The sequence below is a fragment of the Pseudomonas migulae NBRC 103157 genome (genome assembly GCF_002091715.1).
Classification (GTDB): domain Bacteria; phylum Pseudomonadota; class Gammaproteobacteria; order Pseudomonadales; family Pseudomonadaceae; genus Aquipseudomonas; species Aquipseudomonas migulae_A.
This window is the reverse complement of record NZ_BDAG01000039.1, coordinates 46024-67742: the sequence shown is the minus strand read 5'-3', so window position 1 is coordinate 67742 and position 21719 is coordinate 46024. Positions and strand designations below refer to the sequence as shown.

Below are 21719 nucleotides of genomic sequence, written 5' to 3'. Positions count from 1 at the left end.
CTGGCTGAACAAAAGGCGACCTTCGGGTCGCCTTTTTTATGGGTCCGAACACCGATCAAATTGTGGGAGCGGGCTTGCTCGCGAAAGCGGTGTGTCATTCAGCAATGATGTCGACTGACACACCGCTTCGCGAGCAAGCCCGCTCCCACATTGGACGGTGCTGAATCAGTAAGAGTGATGACAGTTCTGAAAAACCCTGCCCCACATCAACCAAACGATAATTCCTCTTATTCAAACTCCACTGCCCTGTTAGACTTTGCGCCCTTGTTTTGCTCGACTTGCAGGATTATTGGTCCGAACACCGATCACTTGTGGGAGCGGGCTTGCTCGCGAAAGCGGTGTGTCATTCAGCAATGATGTCGACTGACACACCGCTTTCGCGAACAAGCCCGCTCCCACATTGGTCAGTGCTGAATCAGTAAGAGTGATGACAGTTCTGAAAAACCCTGCCCCACATCAACCAAACGATAATTCCTCTTATTCAAACTCCACTGCCCTGTTAGACTTTGCGCCCTTGTTTTGCTCGTCTTGCAGGATGTCTGATGCCCTCGCTGCCTCTTCGCTTGTCCGCACTGTTTCTGGCCCTGGGCCTGAGTGCCTGCGATGACGCCCCGCGTTTTACCGAAGCCGAACCCGGTGAAGCCCGGTCCGGCGGCGCCGCGACCGTGCGCAAGACCGATCAGAACGCTTTCTCCCTGCCCTCCGCCAACCTGCCGCCCTCCCGGCGCGTGGACTTCAGTGTCGGCAACAGTTTCTTCCGCAACCCTTGGGTGATCGCCCCGTCGACCACCACCGCCCGGGACGGCCTCGGGCCGTTGTTCAACACCAATGCCTGCCAGAACTGCCACATCAAGGACGGCCGCGGTCACCCGCCTACGCCTGATGCGCAGAACGCCGTGTCGATGCTGGTGCGTCTGTCGATACCTGATGCCCCGGCCTACGCCAAAATCATCGAACAGCTCGGTGTGGTCCCCGAGCCAGTCTACGGCGGGCAATTCCAGGACATGGCGATCCCCGGTGTACTTCCGGAAGGCAAGGTACGGGTCGACTACACGCCAGTGCCGGTGCGCTTCAAGGACGGCACCGAGATCGAATTGCGCAAACCCCGCCTGACCATCACCCAGCTGGGCTACGGTCCGATGCACCCTGACACCCGTTTTTCGGCCCGTATCGCCCCGCCGATGATTGGCCTCGGCTTGCTTGAAGCCATCCCCGATGAGGCGATCCTGGCCAATGCCGAGGCTCAGGCGAAGGCAAAAAACGGCATCGCCGGACGCCCGAACAGGGTCTGGGATGACGCCCAACAGAAAACCGTCCTCGGACGATTTGGCTGGAAGGCCGGGCAGCCGAACCTCAATCAACAAAACGTTCACGCGTTCTCAGGTGATATGGGCCTTACAACCAGCCTGCGACCGATAGATGACTGCACCGACGCGCAAACCGCCTGCAAGCAAGCCCCAAACGGCAACGGCCCGGACGGCGAACCGGAGGTCAGCGACAACATTTTGCGTCTGGTGCTGTTCTACAGTCGCAACCTGGCCGTACCCGCCCGCCGCGATGTCGGCACGCCTGAAGTGCTGGCCGGCAAGACGCTGTTTTTCCAGGCGGGCTGCCAGTCCTGTCACACGCCGAAATACACCACCGCCGCCAACGCGGCAGAACCTGAACTGGCCAATCAAGTGATTCGCCCCTACAGCGATCTGCTGTTGCACGACATGGGCGACGGCCTGGCCGACAACCGCAGCGAATTCCAGGCCAGTGGCCGCGACTGGCGCACACCGCCGTTGTGGGGCATCGGCCTGACGCAGACGGTCAGTGGCCACACTCAGTTTTTGCATGACGGCCGCGCCCGCAATCTGCTCGAAGCCGTGCTCTGGCATGGCGGCGAGGCGCAGGCCGCGCAGCAACAGGTTTTGTCTTTCAACGCCGAGCAGCGCGCAGCGTTGCTGGCGTTTTTGAATTCTCTTTAAACACTTATAAAGAATCGGGAGCCCGACATGTTCCGTCCCAAGTTGTTATTCACCAGCCTTGCCGCACTCGCCCTCGGCGCCTGCTCACCGCAGGATCCACAGGCTGTCACGTCGGCGGCCATCGCCAAGTCGGTGATCCTGCCGACCTACACGCGCTGGGTTGAAGCCGACCGCCAACTCGCTGTCAGCGCGCTGGCCTACTGCGAAGGCAAGGAAAACCTCGACACCGCCCGCGCCGATTTCCTGCACGCGCAGAAAGCCTGGGCCGAGCTGCAACCGCTGCTGATCGGTCCGTTGGCCGAAGGCAATCGCGCCTGGCAGGTGCAGTTCTGGCCGGACAAGAAAAACCTTGTCGGCCGTCAGGTCGAGCAATTGGTCGACACCCAGCCGCAGATCGATGCTGCCGCCCTGGCCAAATCCAGCGTTGTGGTTCAGGGCCTGTCCGCCTACGAATACATCCTGTTCGACAGCAAGCCGGATGTGGCCAATGACGCGCAAAAAGCCAAGTACTGCCCGCTGCTGAAAGCGATTGGCGAGCGCCAGAAACTGTTGGCCGAAGACATTCTGAAAAGCTGGAACAACACCGACGGCATGCTCGCGCAGATGAGCAAGTTTCCGAACCAGCGCTACGCCGATTCCCACGAAGCCATCGCCGATCTGCTGCGCGTGCAAGTCACTGCCCTGGACAGCCTGAAGAAAAAACTCGGCACGCCGATGGGCCGTCAGAACAAAGGCGTACCGCAACCGTTCCAGGCTGACCAGTGGCGCAGCCAGTCTTCCCTGACCGGTCTCGAAGCCAGCCTCGCCGCCGCCAAAACGGTCTGGGAAGGTGTCGACAACAAAGGCTTGCGCGGCTTGTTGCCGAGCGAGCAGAAACCGTTGGCCGACAAGATCGACGCCGCGTACGCCGCGTCCCTGAAACTGTTCGCCAGCAACCAGCGCTCGCTGACCGAGATGCTCAACGACGACGTCGGTCGCCAGCAGCTCAACGACCTCTACGACAGCCTCAACGTCGTCCATCGCCTGCACGAAGGCGAACTGGCCAAGGCGCTGGGTATCCAACTGGGCTTCAACGCCAACGACGGTGACTGATGAGGGCGAGTGCCATGCTGCGACGACAGGCTCTGACGTTAGGTAGTTTGCTGCTGGGAGCAGTGACACTGGGCGGCTGGACGCTGTTCAAGCAAAAGGACAAGAGCCCGCTGCTGCTGTCGGCGCGGGACGATACCGACGGCAAGCATTACGCCGTGGGTTATCGGCTGGACGGTACACGGGTGTTCGCCACCCGGGTCGGCCAGCGTTGCCACGACATCATCAATCACCCGACGCTGCCGATTGCACTGTTTGTCGCCCGTCGCCCCGGCACCGAGAGCTACCTGATCGACCTGCGCGACGGCACGCTGTTGCAAACCGTGGCTTCGCAGCCGAACCGGCATTTCTACGGTCACGCGGTGATTCACCGCAGCGGCGACTGGCTGTATGCCACCGAGAACGACACATCCGATCCGGGTCGCGGCTTGCTCGGTGTGTATAAGTTTGAAGGCGAGCGCCTCGTGCACAGCGGCGAAATTTCCACCCACGGCATCGGCCCGCATCAGGTGTCGTGGATGCCCGATGGCGAAACCCTGGTGGTGGCCAACGGCGGGATTCGCACCGAAGCGGAAAGCCGGGTCGAGATGAACCTCAACGCCATGGAGCCGAGCCTGGTGCTGATGCAACGCGACGGTACTTTGCTGAGCAAGGAAACCCTCGCCCAGCAGATGAACAGCGTGCGGCACCTGGGGATCGCCAGCGACGGCACCATCGTCGCCGGTCAGCAATTCATGGGCCCCTCTCACGAATCTTCGGAACTGTTGGCCATCAAGCGGCCCGGACAACCGTTCGTGGCGTTCCCGGTGCCTGAGCATCAGTTGCAGGCGATGGGGCATTACACCGCCAGCGTCGCGGTACACAGTGACTTGCGGCTGGTCGCGTTGACCGCGCCACGGGGCAATCGCTTTTTCATCTGGGACCTGGACAGCGGCGAAGTGCGCCTGGATGCGCCACTTCCCGATTGCGCCGGGGTCGGTGCGGTGGCTGACGGCTTTGTCGTGACGTCGGGTCAAGGGCGCTGCCGTTACTACGATTGCCGCCAGACAAACCTTGTTGCAAAACCCCTCGAGCTGCCGGCGGGGCTCTGGGATAACCACCTTCATTTGATGGCGTAGTCGACGGCAAAAGATCGCAGCCTTCGGCAGCGCCTACGGGTGTACACCGTAAAATGCAGGAGCTGCCGAAGGCTGCGATCTCTTCCGGCCATCATCACAACACGACTTGAGTCCCTGTAAAAAGTGGCAGTTGGATTCACTGCCGCTCTCGGAGTAATGTGCCCGCCTGTCTCACCTGATTTTCTCCAAGGAACTGGAAATATGCTGCGTCGCCGCATGCTGATCATGTTGGGTGTTGTTCTGCTGATCGTACTGGTCCTGGCCGGTTACAAAGCCTTCTCCATCTACACGATGGTGCAAGGCTTCTCCGCGCCGAAACCGCCGATAAGCGTTGCCGTGGCCACCGCCATCGAACGGCCCTGGCAAGCCCGCCTGCCTGCCGTCGGCACACTCACGGCGCTGCAAGGCGTGGACCTGAGCCTGGAGACCGACGGCACCGTCATCGATTTGCAGTTCGAGTCAGGGCAGAAGGTCAAGGCCGGTCAACCACTTCTGCGCCTCGACAGCGCCGTGGAAAGTGCCTTGCTGGAAACCGCCCAGGCCGACCTCGGGCTGGCCCAGCTCGATTACGGTCGCGGTAGCCAACTGGTGGGCAGCCAGGCCATTTCCAAAGGCGAATTCGACCGACTTTCGGCGGTGCTGAAAAAGAGCAAGGCCACGGTCAATCAACTCAAGGCGGCACTCGGCAAAAAAAGCATCGTTGCGCCCTTCAGCGGGACCATCGGCATTCGTCAGGTTGACGTCGGCGACTACCTCGCCAGCGGCACCATGATTGCCACCCTGCAAGACCTCAGCAGTCTCTACGTCGACTTTTTCGTGCCCGAACAGTCGGTGCCGAAGATCGCCATCGGCCAGCCGGTTGAAATCATCGTCGCGGCCTACCCGGCGCAGACGTTCCCCGGCACCATCAGCGCGATCAATCCGAAACTCGAGAACAGCACGCGCAACATGCAGGTCCGCGCGACCCTGGCCAACCCCGACGGCAAACTGTTGCCGGGTATGTTCGCCAGCCTGCAGGTGATGTTGCCCGACCCGCAGCTGCGCATCGTCGTGCCGGAAAGCGCGATCACGTACACGCTGTACGGCAATTCGCTGTACGTCGTCACACAGAAAAAAACCGAAGACGGCAGCGTGGAAAAAGACGCCAAGGGTGAACCGATCCTGATCGCCGAACGCCGTTTCATCGAAACCGGCGAACGCCGCGACGGTGTGGTGATGATTACCAAGGGTGTGCAGAACGGTGAAAAAGTGGTCACCGGCGGCCAGATCAAACTGGACAACGGCGCACGCATTGCCATCAGCGACGACAAGACTTCGGCCGAGCAGAGCAGCCCGCTGCGCGCGGACTGATCAAGGAATCCCCATGGCTTTTACTGACCCGTTCATCCGCCGCCCGGTGCTCGCCTCCGTGATCAGCCTGCTGATTGTGCTGCTGGGTTTCCAGGCCTGGAGCAAGCTGCCGCTGCGCCAGTATCCACAAATGGAAAACGCCCTGATCACGGTGACCACCTCATATCCCGGCGCCAATGCCGAAACCATCCAGGGCTACATCACCCAACCGATGCAACAGAGCCTGGCGAGCGCCGAAGGCATCGACTACATGACTTCGGTCAGTCGCCAGAACTTCTCGGTGATCTCGATCTACGCGCGTATCGGTTCCAACAGCGATCGCTTGTTCACCGAGCTGCTGGCCAAGGCCAACGAGGTGAAAAACCAGCTGCCTCAGGATGCCGAAGACCCGGTGCTGAGCAAGGAAGCCGCCGACGCCTCGGCGCTGATGTACATCAGTTTCTTCAGCAAGGAGCTGAGCAACCCGCAGATCACCGACTACCTGTCGCGGGTGATCCAGCCCAAACTCGCGACCCTGCCGGGCATGGCCGAAGCCGAGATTCTCGGCAACCAGGTGTTCGCCATGCGCCTGTGGCTGGACCCGGTGAAACTGGCCGGCTTCGGCTTGAGCGCCAGTGATGTGACCGATGCCGTGCGCAAGTACAACTTCCTCTCCGCCGCCGGCGAAGTGAAAGGCGAGTACGTGGTCACCAGTATCAACGCCAACACCGAGCTCAAATCCGCGGAAGCCTTCGCCGCGATTCCACTCAAGGTCGATGGCGACAGCCGCGTGCTGCTCAGCGATGTCGCGCGGGTGGAAATGGGCGCGGAAAACTACGACACCATCAGCTCCTTTGGTGGCACGCCCTCGGTGTACATCGGCATCAAGGCCACGCCCGGCGCCAACCCGCTGGACGTGATCAAGGAAGTGCGCAAGATCATGCCCGACCTCGAGGCCCAGCTGCCGCCGAACCTCAAGGGTGAAATTGCCTACGACGCCACGCTGTTCATCCAGGCCTCGATCGACGAAGTGGTGAAAACCCTGTTCGAAGCGGTGCTGATCGTGATTGTGGTCGTGTTCCTGTTCCTCGGTGCGCTGCGCTCCGTGGTGATCCCCGTGGTGACGATTCCGCTGTCGATGATCGGTGTGATGTTCTTCATGCAGATGATGGGCTACTCGATCAACCTGCTGACGCTGCTGGCGATGGTGTTGGCCATCGGCCTGGTGGTGGACGACGCCATCGTGGTGGTGGAAAACATTCACCGCCACATCGAGGAAGGCAAGACGCCGCTGGACGCGGCCATCGAGGGCGCACGGGAAATTGCCATGCCGGTGATCTCGATGACCATCACCCTGGCGGCGGTCTATGCGCCGATCGGCTTCCTCACCGGCCTCACCGGGGCGTTGTTCAAGGAGTTCGCCCTGACCCTGGCCGGGGCGGTGGTGATCTCCGGCATCGTCGCCCTGACCCTGTCGCCAATGATGTGCGCCTTTCTGCTGCGCCACGACGAAAACCCCAGTGGCCTGGCCCACCGCCTCGACCTGATTTTCGAACGTTTGAAGCGCCGCTACCAGAGCATGTTGCACGGTACGCTCAACACCCGCCCGGTGGTGCTGGTGTTTGCGGCGATTGTGATGTGCCTGATTCCGGTGCTGCTCACCTTCACCAAATCGGAACTGGCACCGGACGAGGATCAGGGCGTCATTTTCATGCTGGCCAATGCCCCGCAGCCGACCAACCTCGATTACCTGAATGCGTATACCGACGAGTTCATCACCATCTTCAAGGCATTTCCCGAGTACTACTCCTCGTTCCAGATCAACGGTTTCAACGGCGTGCAATCGGGGATCGGCGGCTTTCTGCTGAAACCCTGGAACGAACGCGACCGCACGCAAATGCAGATCCTGCCCGAGGTGCAGAGCAAACTGGAAAGCATTCCGGGGTTGCAGATTTTCGGCTTCAACCTGCCTTCCCTGCCGGGCACCGGCGAGGGGCTGCCGTTTCAATTTGTCGTCAACACCGCCAACGATTACGAGTCGCTGCTGCAAGTGATGGACCGGGTGAAAAAACGCGCGATGGAGTCCGGCAAGTTCGCCTTCGTCGACGTCGACCTGGCGTTCGACAAGCCCGAAGTCGTGGTCGATATCGATCGCGCCAAGGCTGCGCAGATGGGTGTGTCGATGCAGGATCTGGGCGGCACACTGGCGACGTTGCTGGGTGAGGCGGAAATCAACCGTTTCACCATTGAAGGCCGCAGTTACAAAGTGATCGCGCAGGTTGAACGACCGTTCCGGGACAACCCCCACTGGCTGAACAACTATTACGTGAAAAACACCAAGGGTGAACTGCTGGCCCTGTCGACCCTGATCACCGTGACTGACCGCGCCCGCCCGCGGCAGTTGAATCAGTTCCAGCAGCTCAACTCGGCCATCCTGTCCGGGGTTCCATTGGTGAGCATGGGTGAAGCCCTGGAGGCGGTGCGTCAGATTGCCCGGGAAGAGGCGCCGGCGGGTTTGCCGTCGACTATGCCGGGGCATCGCGGCAGTACGTTCAGGAAGGCAGCGCACTGTGGGTGACGTTTGCCCTGGCTCTGGCGATCATTTTCCTGGTGCTGGCGGCTCAGTTCGAAAGTTTCCGCGATCCGTTGGTGATTCTGGTGACGGTGCCTCTGTCGATCTGTGGCGCGTTGATCCCGCTGTTCCTCGGCTGGTCGAGCATGAACATCTACACCCAGGTCGGGCTGGTGACGCTGATCGGGCTGATCAGCAAGCACGGGATCCTGATCGTCGAGTTCGCCAATCAGCTGCGCAAGGAAAAGGGCCTGACCCCGCGCGAGGCGGTTGAGGAAGCCGCGGCCATTCGCCTGCGCCCGGTGTTGATGACCACCGCGGCCATGGTATTCGGCATGGTGCCGTTGATCATTGCCACGGGCGCGGGCGCTGTCAGCCGGTTCGACATCGGCACGGTGATCGCTACGGGGATGTCGATCGGGACGCTGTTTACGTTGTTTGTATTGCCGTGCGTTTACACGTTGTTGGCCAAACCCGATAAACCTGTAAACGTCTAACTCCTGTAGGAGCCGGCTTGCTGCGGGCGGCGTTCCGACGATGGTGTGTCAGCTACATTTTTGTCGACTGACACACCATCGTCGGAACGCCGCCCGCAGCAAGCCGGCTCCTACAAGGGTCGGTGCAGGTCTCAAGTCATCGGAAATAAAAAAGGCCTCGCATTGGCGAGGCCTTTTATTTGGGCTTCAATCTGGTCAACTCTGCGGCCTCAGTCCTTGAGAAAGTCCGAACATGAACAGCAATAAATCATGATCGGGTTGGGTTGCAACGGATGCTTTCGCAACCCGCGGCATCGGACAACGCGCGTCCCCGTTCACTGAACTGAGGACTTGCGTGCGGGGCTGCTCCCAAGCCGCCACCGCCAGTGAAGCAACTGCCAAGGCTCCTATCAAGAACAAACCTCTAGCAATTTCGAGTTTCATTGCTATAAACCTTTGATAGCGCTGCCAAACGCCGTCTCATAAAAGTAGACGAGTTTCTGCCAGTCCGTCGTGCTGAACGACGAGTGGCGACGCAGTTGCTTCAGGTCATGGGACGCGGCGTGACGGGCGGTCAAACGCTGGCGGCCTTTCTCCAGATCGATCAACGCAACGTCGATTTTCGCCGACTCGCCCTCACCGGTAACCCGGACGAAGACGTGCTTGAGATAGAGGCAACTGTGCTGCCACCGAGCCTTGTGCATGCGCACCAGGTTATCGGCCAACTCCTTCAGCACGCGGTCATGCACCGCCTCACCATGGCGCTCGCGGCCACCGCCTGCGTACCAGTGCTCGATTTCCTCGAAACCGTCCAGTGCCTTGGTCACCAGCAATGCGCGCCATTTGTGAACAGGATCGCGTTGCGCACCGCAGAAAACGATTTCCGGAACCCCCACGCCGACCCGGCTCAAGCCGATGAGCGCGTCCCGTTCGCGCAGCACCGTCGGCCGACCGAAGGGGTGCAGCCAGCTGCGATAGACATGCCCGGTCTGACGCTTGGCGTAGAACAGCTGTCCATCATTGCCCTTGACTCGCTGCACGCCACTTTCACCACCGCGACGAACGTTGGGCTCTTCAACCCATTCGCCGCGCTGGTTCCAGAAATGATCGAAACGATCCTGGGAAACGACGTCCGTATCTGCTGCACATTGCACTGCCATCTATTACCTCTTGCGTAATATGTAAACCCGCCACATGGCATAGAGCGGGAGAAAATCCAGTTGTTCCTGAATACGGAACCCCGCTTGCTCGAATTCCTTTTCGACCGTAGCAGCCGGTAACACAAACCGATTTTGGTAACCTTCCTGCTCACGCCTTTTCTCCAGGCGTTTACGTCTCCAGGCCTTGAAATTGCCGTCAACCCATAACGAAAGGATCACGCTGTCGCGGGTGACGCGCTCGAATTCACGCAGAATGGCCAGTCGATGCTCGGCTTCACCAATGTGGTGCAGCAAACGCATGCAAAAAATGCTGTCGACGGCGTTATCAGGCAGGGCGATGTCGAATGCAGAAGTCTGCAAGGGTTGTACCCTTTTCACGACTTCGGCAGGTTGCGCCTGTAAAGCGATCTTGAGCATCGACTCGGAATTGTCGGCTCCGATGATCACACGGTTGGATTTTTCCGCCAGCAACGGCCAGAAACGCCCGGCACCGCAGGGAAGATCGAGGACCAGACCGGGTTCACCCACCAACGCCAGCGCATGTCGCGCCAGCTGCTCGTCACGCCAGTGAGACAGTCGACGGCCAAGACCATCCTTATGTTTGTGCAGATACTCCTGAGCGTGTTGATCGTCGTATTTTTCGGAAAAATCAAGTTTGATCGGGCCGGCCATCACCAAGGACTCCTGAGCTGCTGATGACAACCACCTTAGGTAGCGGCGTGTCAGCGTCAGGTCATGCCTTTGTGAAAAAAATGTCATGTAAAACCCCGAACTATTTCGAGGTTTTACAGGGCGACGACGATGGCTGGGGGCCATCAACGAAAAGTATCACGCCCCGGCCTGATTCAACTCCACCTGAAACCGGCAACCATGGGGCTCCATGTTGGTCAGACTGACGCTCCACCCCTGGTTTTCGCAAATCCGCTGCACCAGCGACAGGCCCAGACCCAGGCCTTCGCCGCGTTTCTCGTTACCCCGCACGAAAGGCTCGAACATTGCCTCGCGTTTTTCTTCGGGAATGCCCACGCCACTGTCTTCGACCGTGAAACCCGTAGTCGTCAGGGTCAAGCGAATAAAGCCCCGTTCGGTGTAATGCAGCGCATTGCGCAACAGGTTGCCCATGACTGCGTGCAGAAGCGTGGCGTTGTAGCAGGTGCTGGCCGGATTGCCCGGTTCAAAGATCAGCGAGAGCCCTTTGGCCTCGATCGGTTCGCGCCACAGATTGAGCAGCCCGTCGGCGACCTGGGCCAGCGACTGTTGCGGCGCCATGCTGGCGTCTTCACGTTGGGCACGGGCCAGCATCAGGAAGGTCTGCACCAGCTCACGCATTTCTTCGCAGGCACGGGCGATCCGCTCGACCTGAGCCCGACCGCGCTGGTCGATACCGGGGTTTTCCAGCAGCAGCTCACAGGAACTGGCCAGGACCATCAACGGGGTGCGCAACTCGTGGCTGACGTCACTGGTGAACAGGCGCTCCCGGGTCAATGCCTGGCGCAGGCGGCCGAGGGTGGCGTCGAAGGCCACGGCCAGCTCGCCCACTTCATCGGCGGCATAGTCCGGTGCCAGCGGTGGCGCCAGACCCAGCAACTGGTCGCGGTGGCGCACCTGGCGGGCCAGCCGCACAACAGGCGCCATCACTTTGCGCGCCAGTATCCAGCCGAGGAATACCGCCAACGCCAGACTCAGGACGAAGCCCACCAGCACCACGGCGAACAACACCCGTTCACGTTCTTCGAAATCGCTCTGGTCCTGCAGCAGCACATAACGCCGGCCATCGACGACTTCGACCATCGCGTGGTACGACAGCTGTTCCCGGAACACTTCGTGGAAGCCCGGGTCGAGATGGCGCAAATCCTTGGGCAACTCGAAATCACCCGGCCCGCCGCTGAAATAGAACAGCTGGTCCGGCTCGGGGCGATGGCTCCAGTCAGACACACTGTCCATCAACAGCAGGCGTTGCAAATCACCGCCGAGACCTGCCGAAATCAGTTTTTCTTCCACCAGGTGCACGGTCGCGACAATGCCCATGGCGAAAGCTCCGGCGACCAGGGCGCTCATCAGCGCAAAGGCGATGATGATCCGTTGAGCAAGGCTCTGTTTAAACTCCATCACGCCCCTCGGCCAAGCGATAACCCACACCGTGCACGGTTTGCAGCAAAGGCTTGGCGAACGGTTTGTCGATCACCTGACGCAATTGGTGGACGTGACTGCGCAGGCTGTCGCTGTCCGGACAGTCATCGCCCCACAAGGCCTCTTCGAGAATTTCCCGACGCAGGACATGCGGGCTTTTCTGCATCAGCACGGCCAGCAACTTCAGGCCTACCGGGTTGAGTTTCAGCAGGCGCCCTTCGCGGGTGACTTCCAGGGTATCGAGGTCGTAGCTCAGATCACCGACCTGCAAGGTACGACGGCCGCCGCCCTGTGCCCGACGCATCACGGCTTCGATCCGCGCGGCCAGTTCAGACAGGGCAAAGGGTTTGATCAGGTAATCGTCGGCGCCGGACTTGAAGCCTTGCAGGCGGTCGTCCAGTTGATCGCGGGCAGTGAGCATGATCACCGGCGTGTCGCGACGGGCATCTTCGCGCAAGCGTTTGCACAGGGTATAGCCGTCGATACCCGGCAACATGATGTCGAGCACGATCAAATCGTAGTGCTCGGTGGCCGCCAGGTGCAGGCCTGACAAACCGTCCTGCGCGCAATCCACGGTGTAGCCCTTGAGCCCCAGGTAATCGGCCAGATTGGCCAGGATATCGCGGTTGTCTTCAACCAACAGAATGCGCATGGGCACCTCCTCCGTACACAGTAACGGCCGTCTTGGCCCGCGCAGCTTAAGGCCTGGCGTGGCTCAGGGCTAGGGCTGTGTGCAGTTGAAAACCCTGCCAACAAACCTGTTGAGTCCTTAACGACTTTTTCACTATCGATTCACGCAGAGGCGACACAACCGGGCTCACACTCCGCGCGGCTGCGCTTTCAAGAACATTTAACCGACCAAGGAATTGCCATGGTTTCGACCCTTGCCCGCCCCGCCTCTCGCCCGCTCAATTTCTGGGTGTGCCTGGGTGTTCCCACCGCTGCCGCGATCATTCTGCTGCTGCTCGAACTGACGTCCCTGGACATGGACCTGGCCACGCTGTTCTATGATCCCGCGGCCGGAGACTTCATCGGGCGCCACAGTTACTTCCTCGAAAACATCCTGCATGACCGCGCCAAGCAAGTGGTCATCGCCTTTTCGGTGTTCGCGATCATCGGTTTCATCGGTGCCTTTTTCATCGACAGGCTCAAACCGTTCAAACGGGAACTGGGCTGTCTGGTGCTGTCCCTGGGGCTGGCGACATCCTTTGTCACACCGGTCAAAGCGGTGACGGCGGTTCAATGCCCGTGGAGTCTGGAGCAATTCGGCGGCCACGAGACCTATAGCGAACTGCTCAGCCCGCGCCCACCCACCGACAAACCAGGTCGTTGCTGGCCCGGCGGACATGCCGCGACCGGGTTCACGTTGTTTGCATTGTTCTTTGTGCTGCGGGATCGGTATCCGCGTCTGGCACGTAAAGCCTTTATCTTTGCCTTTGCGCTGGGCACGGTGTTTTCCGTGAGCCGGATGATGCAGGGCGCGCATTTTTTCTCGCACAACGTGTGGACGGCGATTTTCTGCTGGCTGATTTGTCTGGGGTCGTATTACTACATCCTGTATCGACCGGTTCCCGAGGCTGAGCGGGTTACCAAGTCACAAGCGGTTAGCGTTTGATCTGACGTCATCGCGGGCAAGCCCGCTCCCACAGGGGTGATGCGGTCCTGTGGGAGCGTGGCTTGCCCGCGATGGCCGCGACTCGGTCTTCGGACGGACCCACATCAAAGGCAATAAAAAACCCCGCCTGCTTTCGCAGGCGGGGTTTTTTCGTACGGGGTAAGGCTGGCTTACATCATGCCGCCCATGCCGCCCATACCGCCCATGTCTGGCATACCGCCGCCAGCTGGTGCGTCTTCCTTGATCTCGGCGATCATGGCTTCGGTGGTGATCATCAGGCTGGCAATCGACGAAGCCGCTTGCAGAGCCGAACGAGTCACTTTGGCCGGGTCCAGGATACCCATTTCGATCATGTCGCCGTATTCGCCGGTGGCAGCGTTGTAACCGTAGTTACCCGAACCCTGCTTGACCTTGTCGACAACTACGCTTGGCTCGTCGCCGGAGTTGGCAACGATCTGACGCAGTGGCGCTTCAACAGCGCGACGCAGCAACTGGATGCCAACGTTCTGGTCATCGTTGTCGCCTTTCAGCTCGGAGATTGCCTGCAGAGCGCGAACCAGTGCCACGCCGCCGCCAGGTACCACGCCTTCTTCAACGGCTGCACGGGTAGCGTGCAGGGCGTCTTCAACGCGGGCTTTCTTCTCTTTCATTTCAACTTCGGAACCAGCGCCAACCTTGATCACTGCAACGCCGCCGGACAGCTTGGCCAGACGCTCTTGCAGTTTTTCACGGTCGTAGTCGGACGAAGTGTCGGCCACTTGCTGACGGATCTGCAGAACGCGAGCCTGGATGTCAGCCTCAACGCCGGCACCGTCGATCACGGTGGTGTTTTCTTTGGACAGGATCACGCGCTTGGCATTACCCAGGTGTTCCAGGGTAGTGCTTTCCAGGCTCAGACCGATCTCTTCGGAGATAACGGTACCGCCAGTCAGAACAGCGATGTCCTGCAGCATGGCCTTGCGACGGTCGCCGAAGCCTGGAGCCTTGACGGCTGCGACTTTGACGATGCCACGCATGTTGTTCACAACCAGAGTCGCCAAGGCTTCGCCTTCAACGTCTTCGGCCACGATCAGCAGTGGACGGCCGGCTTTGGCAACGGCTTCCAGTACTGGCAGCATTTCGCGGATGTTCGAGATCTTTTTGTCGACCAGCAGGATCAGCGGACCGTCCAGCTCGGCAGTCATGGTCTCTGGCTTGTTGACGAAGTACGGGGACAGGTAGCCACGGTCGAACTGCATGCCTTCAACAACCGACAGTTCGTTTTCCAGGCCCGAGCCTTCTTCAACGGTGATCACGCCTTCTTTACCGACTTTTTCCATGGCTTCGGCAATGATGTCACCGATGGAGTTGTCGGAGTTGGCCGAGATGGTGCCGACCTGAGCGATGGCCTTGGTGTCAGCGCAAGGCTTGGACAGGGCTTTGAGCTCTTTGACGATCGCGATGGTCGCTTTGTCGATACCGCGCTTGAGGTCCATCGGGTTCATGCCGGCAGCGACGGCTTTCAGGCCTTCGTTGACGATCGACTGAGCCAGAACGGTAGCGGTGGTGGTGCCGTCGCCTGCGTCATCGTTGGCACGGGAGGCAACGTCTTTGACCAGCTGCGCGCCCATGTTTTCGAAACGGTCTTTCAGTTCGATTTCTTTGGCGACGGACACGCCGTCCTTGGTGATGGTCGGAGCGCCGAAGCTCTTCTCGATGATCACGTTACGGCCTTTAGGGCCCAGGGTCGCTTTTACCGCGTCAGCCAGGACGTTGACACCGGCGAGCATTTTCTTGCGGGCGGAATCGCCGAATTTAACTTCTTTAGCAGCCATGATCGATATTCCTTAAATACTTTGTAGTAACGGGAAAATGAGCGGGGAATCAGCCTTCGACAACAGCGAGGATTTCGCTCTCGCCGATGACCAGCAGGTCTTCGCCGTCAACTTTCACAGTGTTGCTGCCGGAGTAAGGGCCGAACACAACCTTGTCACCCACTTTCACGGACAGCGCACGCACTTCACCGTTGTCCAGAACTTTGCCTGGGCCTACAGCGAGGACTTCGCCCTGGTTTGGCTTTTCAGCAGCCGAACCTGGCAGGACGATACCGCCAGCGGTTTTCTTTTCTTCTTCGCTGCGACGGACGACGACGCGGTCATGCAGAGGACGAAGCTTCATTGTCGATCTCTCCTAATTGTGGTTTTCATCGGCCGGTGTATTCCCGGCGGGTTTAACAAATCCGGCGGTGCCGGGTGCGGTTCGTCAAGCGAACCGCGGAAGTCTGTCTGGCGTGATCGCCAGAAACCTTGCGGTGACCGTTACATAAGGGCGCATAAGCTTATTACAAGGGCGCGGATCGAAATTTTTTACATCCATGCCCCAAAACGAACACGGCCCCCGAAGGTGCCGTGCAGGTGAAACGGTTTACTTGGAATCGCGGTGTTCGAACTCGCCTTCGATCACGTTCGGCTCACGGCCCAACGGCTGCTGTGGAGCAGGGCCGCCCCGTGGCTGCAGATCATCGGCGAACGCACGCTGACGGATCGCCGCCTCTTCGGCGCGCTGGCGCATTTTATTGGCCAGCAACCGGCGAGAGATCGGCAGCAACATGATCAGGCCCAGCACGTCGGTGACGAAGCCCGGCAGGATCAACAGACCACCGGCCAGTGCCAGCATCAGGCCTTCGAGCATGGTCTGGGCCGGCAATTCGCCGCGGTTCAGGCTTTCACGCGCACGCAGCGCGGTTGCCAGGCCGGCGATACGCAGCACGAACACGCCGAGCATCGAGCCGAGAATGACCAGCAGCAGGGCCGGGAAAAACCCGATCGCCCCGCTCACCTTGACGAATACGAACAGCTCCAACACCGGAAACAGTACAAAGAGCAATAAAAAAGGGCGCATCAAATGGTTCCTCAACGCAAGAATGCCTTGCCAGTGTTCCCTAGATGACGTCGCCATTGCGTGAATTCAAGCGCCGGCCACTTCATTTTTCGGCCAATGCTCGGCGTGAGCCAGGAAAACCAAGGCTTCCCGCACTTGTGTCGGCGTATTACATGGCGCTTGAAACGGTAGCCAGTAGAGTCCCTGACCGATGCGCAGGTGCATGCCTTCCATATCGATCCCGGCCAATTGCGCCGGCTCGGTTTTCGGCAGGCCGGCGAGGTCGACATAGTGGGCGATGGCTTTGGCGTGATCGGCATTCATGTGCTCGATCATGCTCACTTCCGCCTTGCCTGCGAAAGGATTGGCCAGAGTCAGTTGATCGACCCAGTGAATCGCACCGAAACCGCCGATGTAGCGGTGACGCACGGGGTTGAGCACCCAGAAATCGAAATCGTGGGCCTTGTGGTAGCTCTGCGAATCCGGGAAATAGCGGTAGTAACGCTCGGCCGCCGCTTCTATGGCGGCCTCGTCCTCGAGCTTTTCCGCTTCGGCGAGGTAGGTCAGGCGACCGACGGCTTGTACATCTTCGGCCTCACGCTCGCCCACGAACAAGGAGCATTTCGGGTCTTTTTGCAGGTTATGCGTGTGCTGGGCGATGCGGCTGATCAGGATCAGCGGCCTCCCCTGCCCGTCCAGGCAGTACGGAACCACCGAGCCAAACGGGAAGCCGGGCATCGCCTTGGAGTGCGTCGAGAGCACCCCACGGTATTCCTTGAGAAGCAATTCTCGGGCATTCTTGGCCGCTTCAACGCTCAATTTATGACTCCTTATATAGAATCCGTCGAAAAAACGGACAGGCGACTGGTGAAAGTTACAGTCCGCCATCGGGGCAGTTCTCATGTGCACGTGCGGTGCAGATCGAGAGGCTCTCTTGCAGGAAGACCACTCCAACCTGTTACCGGGGCATGCGAATGCAACTCACTGACAAAGTAATCATTATCACTGGCGGTTGCCAGGGTTTAGGCCGTTCCATGGCCGAGTATTTCGCTGGCAAAGGCGCGAAGCTTGCGCTGGTCGACCTGAACCAGGAAAAACTCGACGACGCCGTTGCCGCATGCAAAGCCAAGGGTGTCGAGGCCCGCGCCTACCTGTGCAACGTCGCCAATGAAGAGCAAGTAACGCACATGGTTGCCCAGGTGGCCGAGGATTTCGGTGCGATTCATGGCCTGATCAACAACGCCGGGATCCTGCGCGACGGCTTGCTGCTCAAGGTCAAGGACGGCGAGATGACCAAGATGAGTCTGGCTCAATGGCAGGCGGTGATCGATGTCAACCTGACCGGCGTGTTCCTGTGCACCCGTGAAGTCGCGGCAAAAATGGTCGAGCTGAACAACAGCGGCGCGATCATCAATATCTCGTCGATCTCCCGTGCCGGCAACGTCGGTCAGACCAACTACTCAGCCGCCAAGGCTGGTGTCGCGGCGGCGACCGTGACCTGGGCGAAGGAACTGGCGCGCTACGGTATTCGTGTGGCGGGTATTGCGCCGGGCTTTATCGAAACCGAGATGACGCTGGGCATGAAGCCTGAAGCGCTGGAGAAGATGACGTCCGGGATTCCGCTCAAGCGTATGGGCAAGCCGGAAGAAATCGCTCATTCGGCGGCGTACATTTTCGAGAACGACTACTACACCGGTCGGATTCTGGAAATGGATGGCGGGTTGCGGATCTAACCAACACCGAAAAACCAATGTGGGAGCGGGCTTGCTCGCGATAACGGTAGATCAGTCAAATTATCTGTTGAATGACACACCGCTATCGCGAGCAAGCCCGCTCCCACAGTTGATTGTGTTTCGGCTTATTAATCGTCGCTGATGGTGATGTTCGGCATCGCCGGGGTCGCCGCTTCCTGCAACACAATCCGCGCGCCGACATGGCGGGCGAGTTCCTGGTAGACCAGCGCAATCGGGCTGTCCGGCTCGGCGATCACCGTTGGCTTGCCGCCGTCGGCCTGTTCGCGAATGGCCATTGCCAACGGCAACGAAGCCAGCAGTTCCACGCCATATTGGTTGGCCAGCTTCACACCACCGCCCTCACCGAACAGATGCTCGGCATGCCCGCAGTTCGAGCAGATGTGCACGGCCATGTTTTCCACCACGCCCAGTACCGGGATGTTGACCTTGCGGAACATCTCCACGCCTTTGCGTGCGTCCAGCAACGCCAGGTCTTGCGGGGTGGTGACAATGACCGCGCCGGCCACCGGGACTTTCTGCGCCAGGGTCAATTGGATGTCACCGGTGCCTGGCGGCATGTCGATGACCAGGTAATCCAGATCGCCCCAGGCCGTTTGTGTCACCAGTTGCAACAGCGCGCCGGAAACCATCGGCCCACGCCAGACCATCGGCGTGTTGTCGTCGGTCAGGAACGCCATCGACATCACTTCAACGCCATGGGACTCGATCGGCACGAACCACTTCTGATCCTTGACCTTTGGTCGGGTGCCTTCGGGAATGCCGAACATGATGCCCTGGCTCGGACCGTAGATGTCCGCGTCGAGGATCCCGACCTTGGCGCCTTCGCGGGCCAGGGCCAACGCGAGGTTGGCGGCGGTGGTGGATTTGCCCACGCCGCCCTTGCCGGACGCCACGGCAACAACATTCTTGACGTTGGCCAGCCCCGGAATCTGCGCCTGCGCCTTGTGCGCGGCGATCACAGTGGTGATATCAACGCGAGCGCTGGTGACGCCGTCGAGACCTTCGATGGCCATTTGCAGCATCTGCGCCCAGCCACTTTTGAACAGCCCGGCGGCGTAGCCCAACTCCAGCTGGACGCTGACGCGATCACCCTGGATGTCGACGTTGCGCACGCACCCGGCGCTGACCGGGTCCTGGTTCAAGTAAGGGTCGGTGTATTGGCGAAGGACGGCTTCCACCGCTGCGCGATTGACGGCGCTCATGGGCAACTCCGATAGCAAGACTGGAAAATCAGGCGGGTATCGTACCTGTTCTGATCGTTTGGCGGGATGTCCCTAAAAGATCGCAGCCTTCGGCAGCTCCTACACGGATTGCGCCGAACGCGCAGGAGCTGCCGAAGGCTGCGATCTTTTGGCGGCCCCACCCATTCGATCATCGGAGGAAACAACCTCACGGGGTGAAAAATATGCGCCAGCGCTTTATAGTGGCCGACCTCCGTTTCATCAAGTAGCCGAGCCCCATGTCCGAGCCACGCAAGATCCTCGTCACCAGCGCCCTGCCCTATGCCAATGGTTCGATCCACCTCGGCCATATGCTGGAATACATCCAGACCGATATGTGGGTGCGCTTCCAGAAGCACCGCGGCAACCAATGCATTTATGTCTGCGCCGACGACGCCCACGGTTCGGCCATCATGCTGCGCGCGGAAAAGGAAGGCATCACCCCGGAACAACTGATCGCCAACGTCCAGGCTGAACACAGCGCCGACTTTGCCGAGTTCCTGGTGGACTTCGACAACTTCCACTCCACTCACGCCGAAGAAAACCGTGAGCTGTCGAGCCAGATCTACCTGAAGCTGCGCGACGCCGGGCACATCGCCACGCGTTCGATCACGCAATACTTCGACCCGGAAAAGAAAATGTTCCTGGCCGACCGCTTCATCAAGGGCACCTGCCCGAAATGCGGCACTGAAGACCAGTACGGCGACAACTGCGAAAAATGCGGTGCGACCTACGCGCCGACCGACCTGAAGGATCCGAAGTCGGCAATCTCTGGCGCCACGCCGGTGCTCAAGGATTCCCAGCACTTCTTCTTCAAGCTGCCGGACTTCCAGGAAATGCTGCAAACCTGGACCCGCAGCGGCACCCTGCAAGACGCCGTCGCCAACAAGATCGCCGAATGGCTGGATGCCGGCCTGCAACAGTGGGACATCTCCCGCGATGCGCCGTACTTCGGTTTCGAAATTCCTGGCGAGCCAGGCAAATACTTCTACGTCTGGCTGGACGCGCCGATCGGCTACATGGCCAGCTTCAAGAACCTGTGCAACCGTACGCCGGAGCTGGATTTCGATGCGTTCTGGGGCAAGGACTCCACGGCCGAGCTGTATCACTTCATCGGCAAGGACATCGTCAACTTCCACGCCCTGTTCTGGCCAGCGATGCTCGAAGGCGCCGGTTTCCGTAAGCCGACCGGCATCAACGTGCACGGTTACCTGACCGTCAACGGTCAGAAAATGTCCAAGTCCCGTGGCACCTTCATCAAGGCCCGGACCTACCTGGATCACCTGTCGCCGGAATACCTGCGTTATTACTACGCGGCCAAGCTGGGCCGTGGCGTCGATGACCTCGACCTGAACCTCGAAGACTTCGTACAGAAGGTCAACTCCGACCTGGTCGGCAAAGTCGTCAACATCGCCAGCCGCTGCGCCGGTTTCATCCACAAGGGCAACGCCGGCGTGCTGGTGGCGGGTAACGCCGCACCGGAACTGACCGAAGCCTTCCTCGCCGCAGCGCCAAGCATTGCCGAAGCCTACGAGGCTCGCGACTTTGCCCGTGCCATGCGCGAGATCATGGGCCTGGCCGACCGCGCCAACGCCTGGATCGCCGACAAGGCACCCTGGTCGCTGAACAAACAGGAAGGCAAGCACGACGAAGTCCAGGCCATCTGCGCCTTGGGCATCAACCTGTTCCGCCAACTGGTGATCTTCCTCAAACCGGTACTGCCACTGCTGGCCGCCGATGCCGAGGCATTCCTGAACGTCGCGCCGCTGACCTGGAACGACCACGCGACCTTGCTCAGCAACCATCAGCTGAACGAGTTCAAACCGTTGATGACCCGCATCGACCCGGTGAAAGTGCAAGCCATGACCGATGCTTCGAAAGAAGACCTGACCGCCAGCCAGACCGACACCGGCGAAGCGGCACCTGCCGGCAACGGTGAACTGGCCAAGGATCCGCTGTCGCCGGAGATCGAGTTCGATACCTTTGCCGCGGTCGACCTGCGCGTCGCCCTGATCCTCAAGGCCGAAGCCGTCGAGGGTGCCGACAAGCTGCTGCGCCTGACCCTGGACATCGGCGACGAGCAACGCAACGTACTCTCCGGAATCAAGAGTGCCTACCCGGACCCGGCCAAGCTCGAAGGTCGCCTGACCATGATGATTGCCAACCTCAAGCCCCGAAAAATGAAATTCGGGATCTCCGAAGGCATGGTGATGGCGGCCGGCCCTGGCGGTGAAGAAATCTACCTGCTGAGCCCCGACAGTGGCGCCAAGCCAGGTCAGCGCATCAAGTAAGGCTCTGCGGTAAACCGATCCCACAGTCGTGCCTGGCGCGACTGTGGGATTTTCATGTCTGGCCCACCCTCCGTCCTTGCCGGATAATGCCTAAGCTTTTTAGACCGCTCCGTTAAAAAGCCCCGTTCTTGCCGGC

At 59.9% G+C, this 21719-nt stretch carries 17 protein-coding genes and 1 pseudogene; 8 read left to right on the top strand and 10 right to left on the bottom strand.

Features of this window, described 5'->3' with window-relative positions; all coding sequences use genetic code 11:
• Positions 1-542 precede the first annotated feature (542 nt).
• The 5 genes and pseudogenes from PMI01S_RS24640 (at position 543) to PMI01S_RS24620 (ending at position 8575) form a co-directional block, all read left to right on the top strand.
• Positions 543-1970 carry a di-heme oxidoreductase family protein gene (locus PMI01S_RS24640; protein WP_084322730.1) on the top strand — a complete coding sequence of 476 codons (1428 nt, stop codon included), beginning with the start codon at positions 543-545 and terminating at the stop codon, positions 1968-1970.
• A 27-nt stretch (positions 1971-1997) separates the two neighbouring features.
• Positions 1998-3062 (top strand): imelysin family protein, encoded by a 1065-nt coding sequence (locus PMI01S_RS24635; RefSeq protein ID WP_084322729.1) that lies wholly within the window; start codon positions 1998-2000, stop codon positions 3060-3062.
• Positions 3063-3076: 14 nt separating this feature from the next.
• Complete coding sequence (locus tag PMI01S_RS24630; protein WP_084322728.1) at positions 3077-4177, top strand: DUF1513 domain-containing protein; 1101 nt, start codon at positions 3077-3079, stop codon at positions 4175-4177.
• A 201-nt stretch (positions 4178-4378) separates the two neighbouring features.
• Entirely contained in the window at positions 4379-5527 is a 1149-nt protein-coding gene (locus PMI01S_RS24625) for an efflux RND transporter periplasmic adaptor subunit (protein ID WP_084322727.1), read from the top strand.
• A 13-nt stretch (positions 5528-5540) separates the two neighbouring features.
• Positions 5541-8575, top strand: a pseudogene (locus tag PMI01S_RS24620) (multidrug efflux RND transporter permease subunit).
• A 195-nt stretch (positions 8576-8770) separates the two neighbouring features.
• Here the strand turns inward: PMI01S_RS24620 and PMI01S_RS24615 are convergent.
• The 5 genes from PMI01S_RS24615 to colR all read right to left on the bottom strand — a co-directional run bounded on the left by PMI01S_RS24615 (position 8771) and on the right by colR (position 12496).
• Entirely contained in the window at positions 8771-8998 is a 228-nt protein-coding gene (locus PMI01S_RS24615; RefSeq protein WP_084322726.1) for a hypothetical protein, read from the bottom strand.
• A 2-nt stretch (positions 8999-9000) separates the two neighbouring features.
• A complete protein-coding gene (locus tag PMI01S_RS24610) occupies positions 9001-9714 on the bottom strand; it encodes a lipopolysaccharide kinase InaA family protein (RefSeq protein ID WP_084322725.1) in 714 nt (237 codons plus the stop codon).
• A gap of 3 nt (positions 9715-9717) precedes the next feature.
• A complete protein-coding gene (locus tag PMI01S_RS24605; RefSeq protein WP_084322724.1) occupies positions 9718-10386 on the bottom strand; it encodes a class I SAM-dependent methyltransferase in 669 nt (222 codons plus the stop codon).
• A 156-nt stretch (positions 10387-10542) separates the two neighbouring features.
• Positions 10543-11823, bottom strand: a complete 1281-nt coding sequence (locus PMI01S_RS24600; protein WP_084322723.1) for a sensor histidine kinase — start codon at positions 11821-11823, stop codon at positions 10543-10545.
• The gene (gene colR, locus PMI01S_RS24595) at positions 11813-12496 is read right to left on the bottom strand and encodes a two-component system response regulator ColR (RefSeq protein WP_008032118.1); all 684 of its coding nucleotides are present in this window, start codon (positions 12494-12496) and stop codon (positions 11813-11815) included. The genes PMI01S_RS24600 and colR overlap by 11 nt, the downstream gene beginning before the upstream one ends.
• 219 nt (positions 12497-12715) lie before the next feature.
• On the opposite strand from colR, the gene PMI01S_RS24590 reads away from it, so the two are divergent.
• A complete protein-coding gene (locus PMI01S_RS24590; protein ID WP_084322722.1) occupies positions 12716-13459 on the top strand; it encodes a phosphatase PAP2 family protein in 744 nt (247 codons plus the stop codon).
• Between the two features lie 170 nt (positions 13460-13629).
• Here PMI01S_RS24590 and groL read toward each other — a convergent pair whose 3' ends face one another.
• The 4 genes from groL to PMI01S_RS24570 all read right to left on the bottom strand — a co-directional run bounded on the left by groL (position 13630) and on the right by PMI01S_RS24570 (position 17137).
• Positions 13630-15273, bottom strand: a complete 1644-nt coding sequence (gene groL / locus PMI01S_RS24585) for a chaperonin GroEL (RefSeq protein ID WP_008032122.1) — start codon at positions 15271-15273, stop codon at positions 13630-13632.
• A gap of 49 nt (positions 15274-15322) precedes the next feature.
• Positions 15323-15616 carry a co-chaperone GroES gene (locus tag PMI01S_RS24580; protein WP_007948593.1) on the bottom strand — a complete coding sequence of 98 codons (294 nt, stop codon included), beginning with the start codon at positions 15614-15616 and terminating at the stop codon, positions 15323-15325.
• A gap of 246 nt (positions 15617-15862) precedes the next feature.
• Positions 15863-16339 (bottom strand): FxsA family protein, encoded by a 477-nt coding sequence (locus tag PMI01S_RS24575; RefSeq protein WP_017340554.1) that lies wholly within the window; start codon positions 16337-16339, stop codon positions 15863-15865.
• 66 nt (positions 16340-16405) lie between these two features.
• Positions 16406-17137 carry a HugZ family pyridoxamine 5'-phosphate oxidase gene (locus PMI01S_RS24570; protein ID WP_084322721.1) on the bottom strand — a complete coding sequence of 244 codons (732 nt, stop codon included), beginning with the start codon at positions 17135-17137 and terminating at the stop codon, positions 16406-16408.
• Positions 17138-17292: 155 nt separating this feature from the next.
• On the opposite strand from PMI01S_RS24570, the gene PMI01S_RS24565 reads away from it, so the two are divergent.
• Complete coding sequence (locus tag PMI01S_RS24565; RefSeq protein WP_084322720.1) at positions 17293-18051, top strand: SDR family oxidoreductase; 759 nt, start codon at positions 17293-17295, stop codon at positions 18049-18051.
• A 128-nt stretch (positions 18052-18179) separates the two neighbouring features.
• On the opposite strand, the gene apbC is transcribed toward PMI01S_RS24565, so the two are convergent.
• Positions 18180-19274, bottom strand: a complete 1095-nt coding sequence (apbC, locus tag PMI01S_RS24560; RefSeq protein ID WP_084322719.1) for an iron-sulfur cluster carrier protein ApbC — start codon at positions 19272-19274, stop codon at positions 18180-18182.
• Positions 19275-19531: 257 nt separating this feature from the next.
• On the opposite strand from apbC, the gene metG reads away from it, so the two are divergent.
• Entirely contained in the window at positions 19532-21583 is a 2052-nt protein-coding gene (metG, locus tag PMI01S_RS24555; RefSeq protein WP_084322718.1) for a methionine--tRNA ligase, read from the top strand.
• Positions 21584-21719 lie beyond the last annotated feature (136 nt).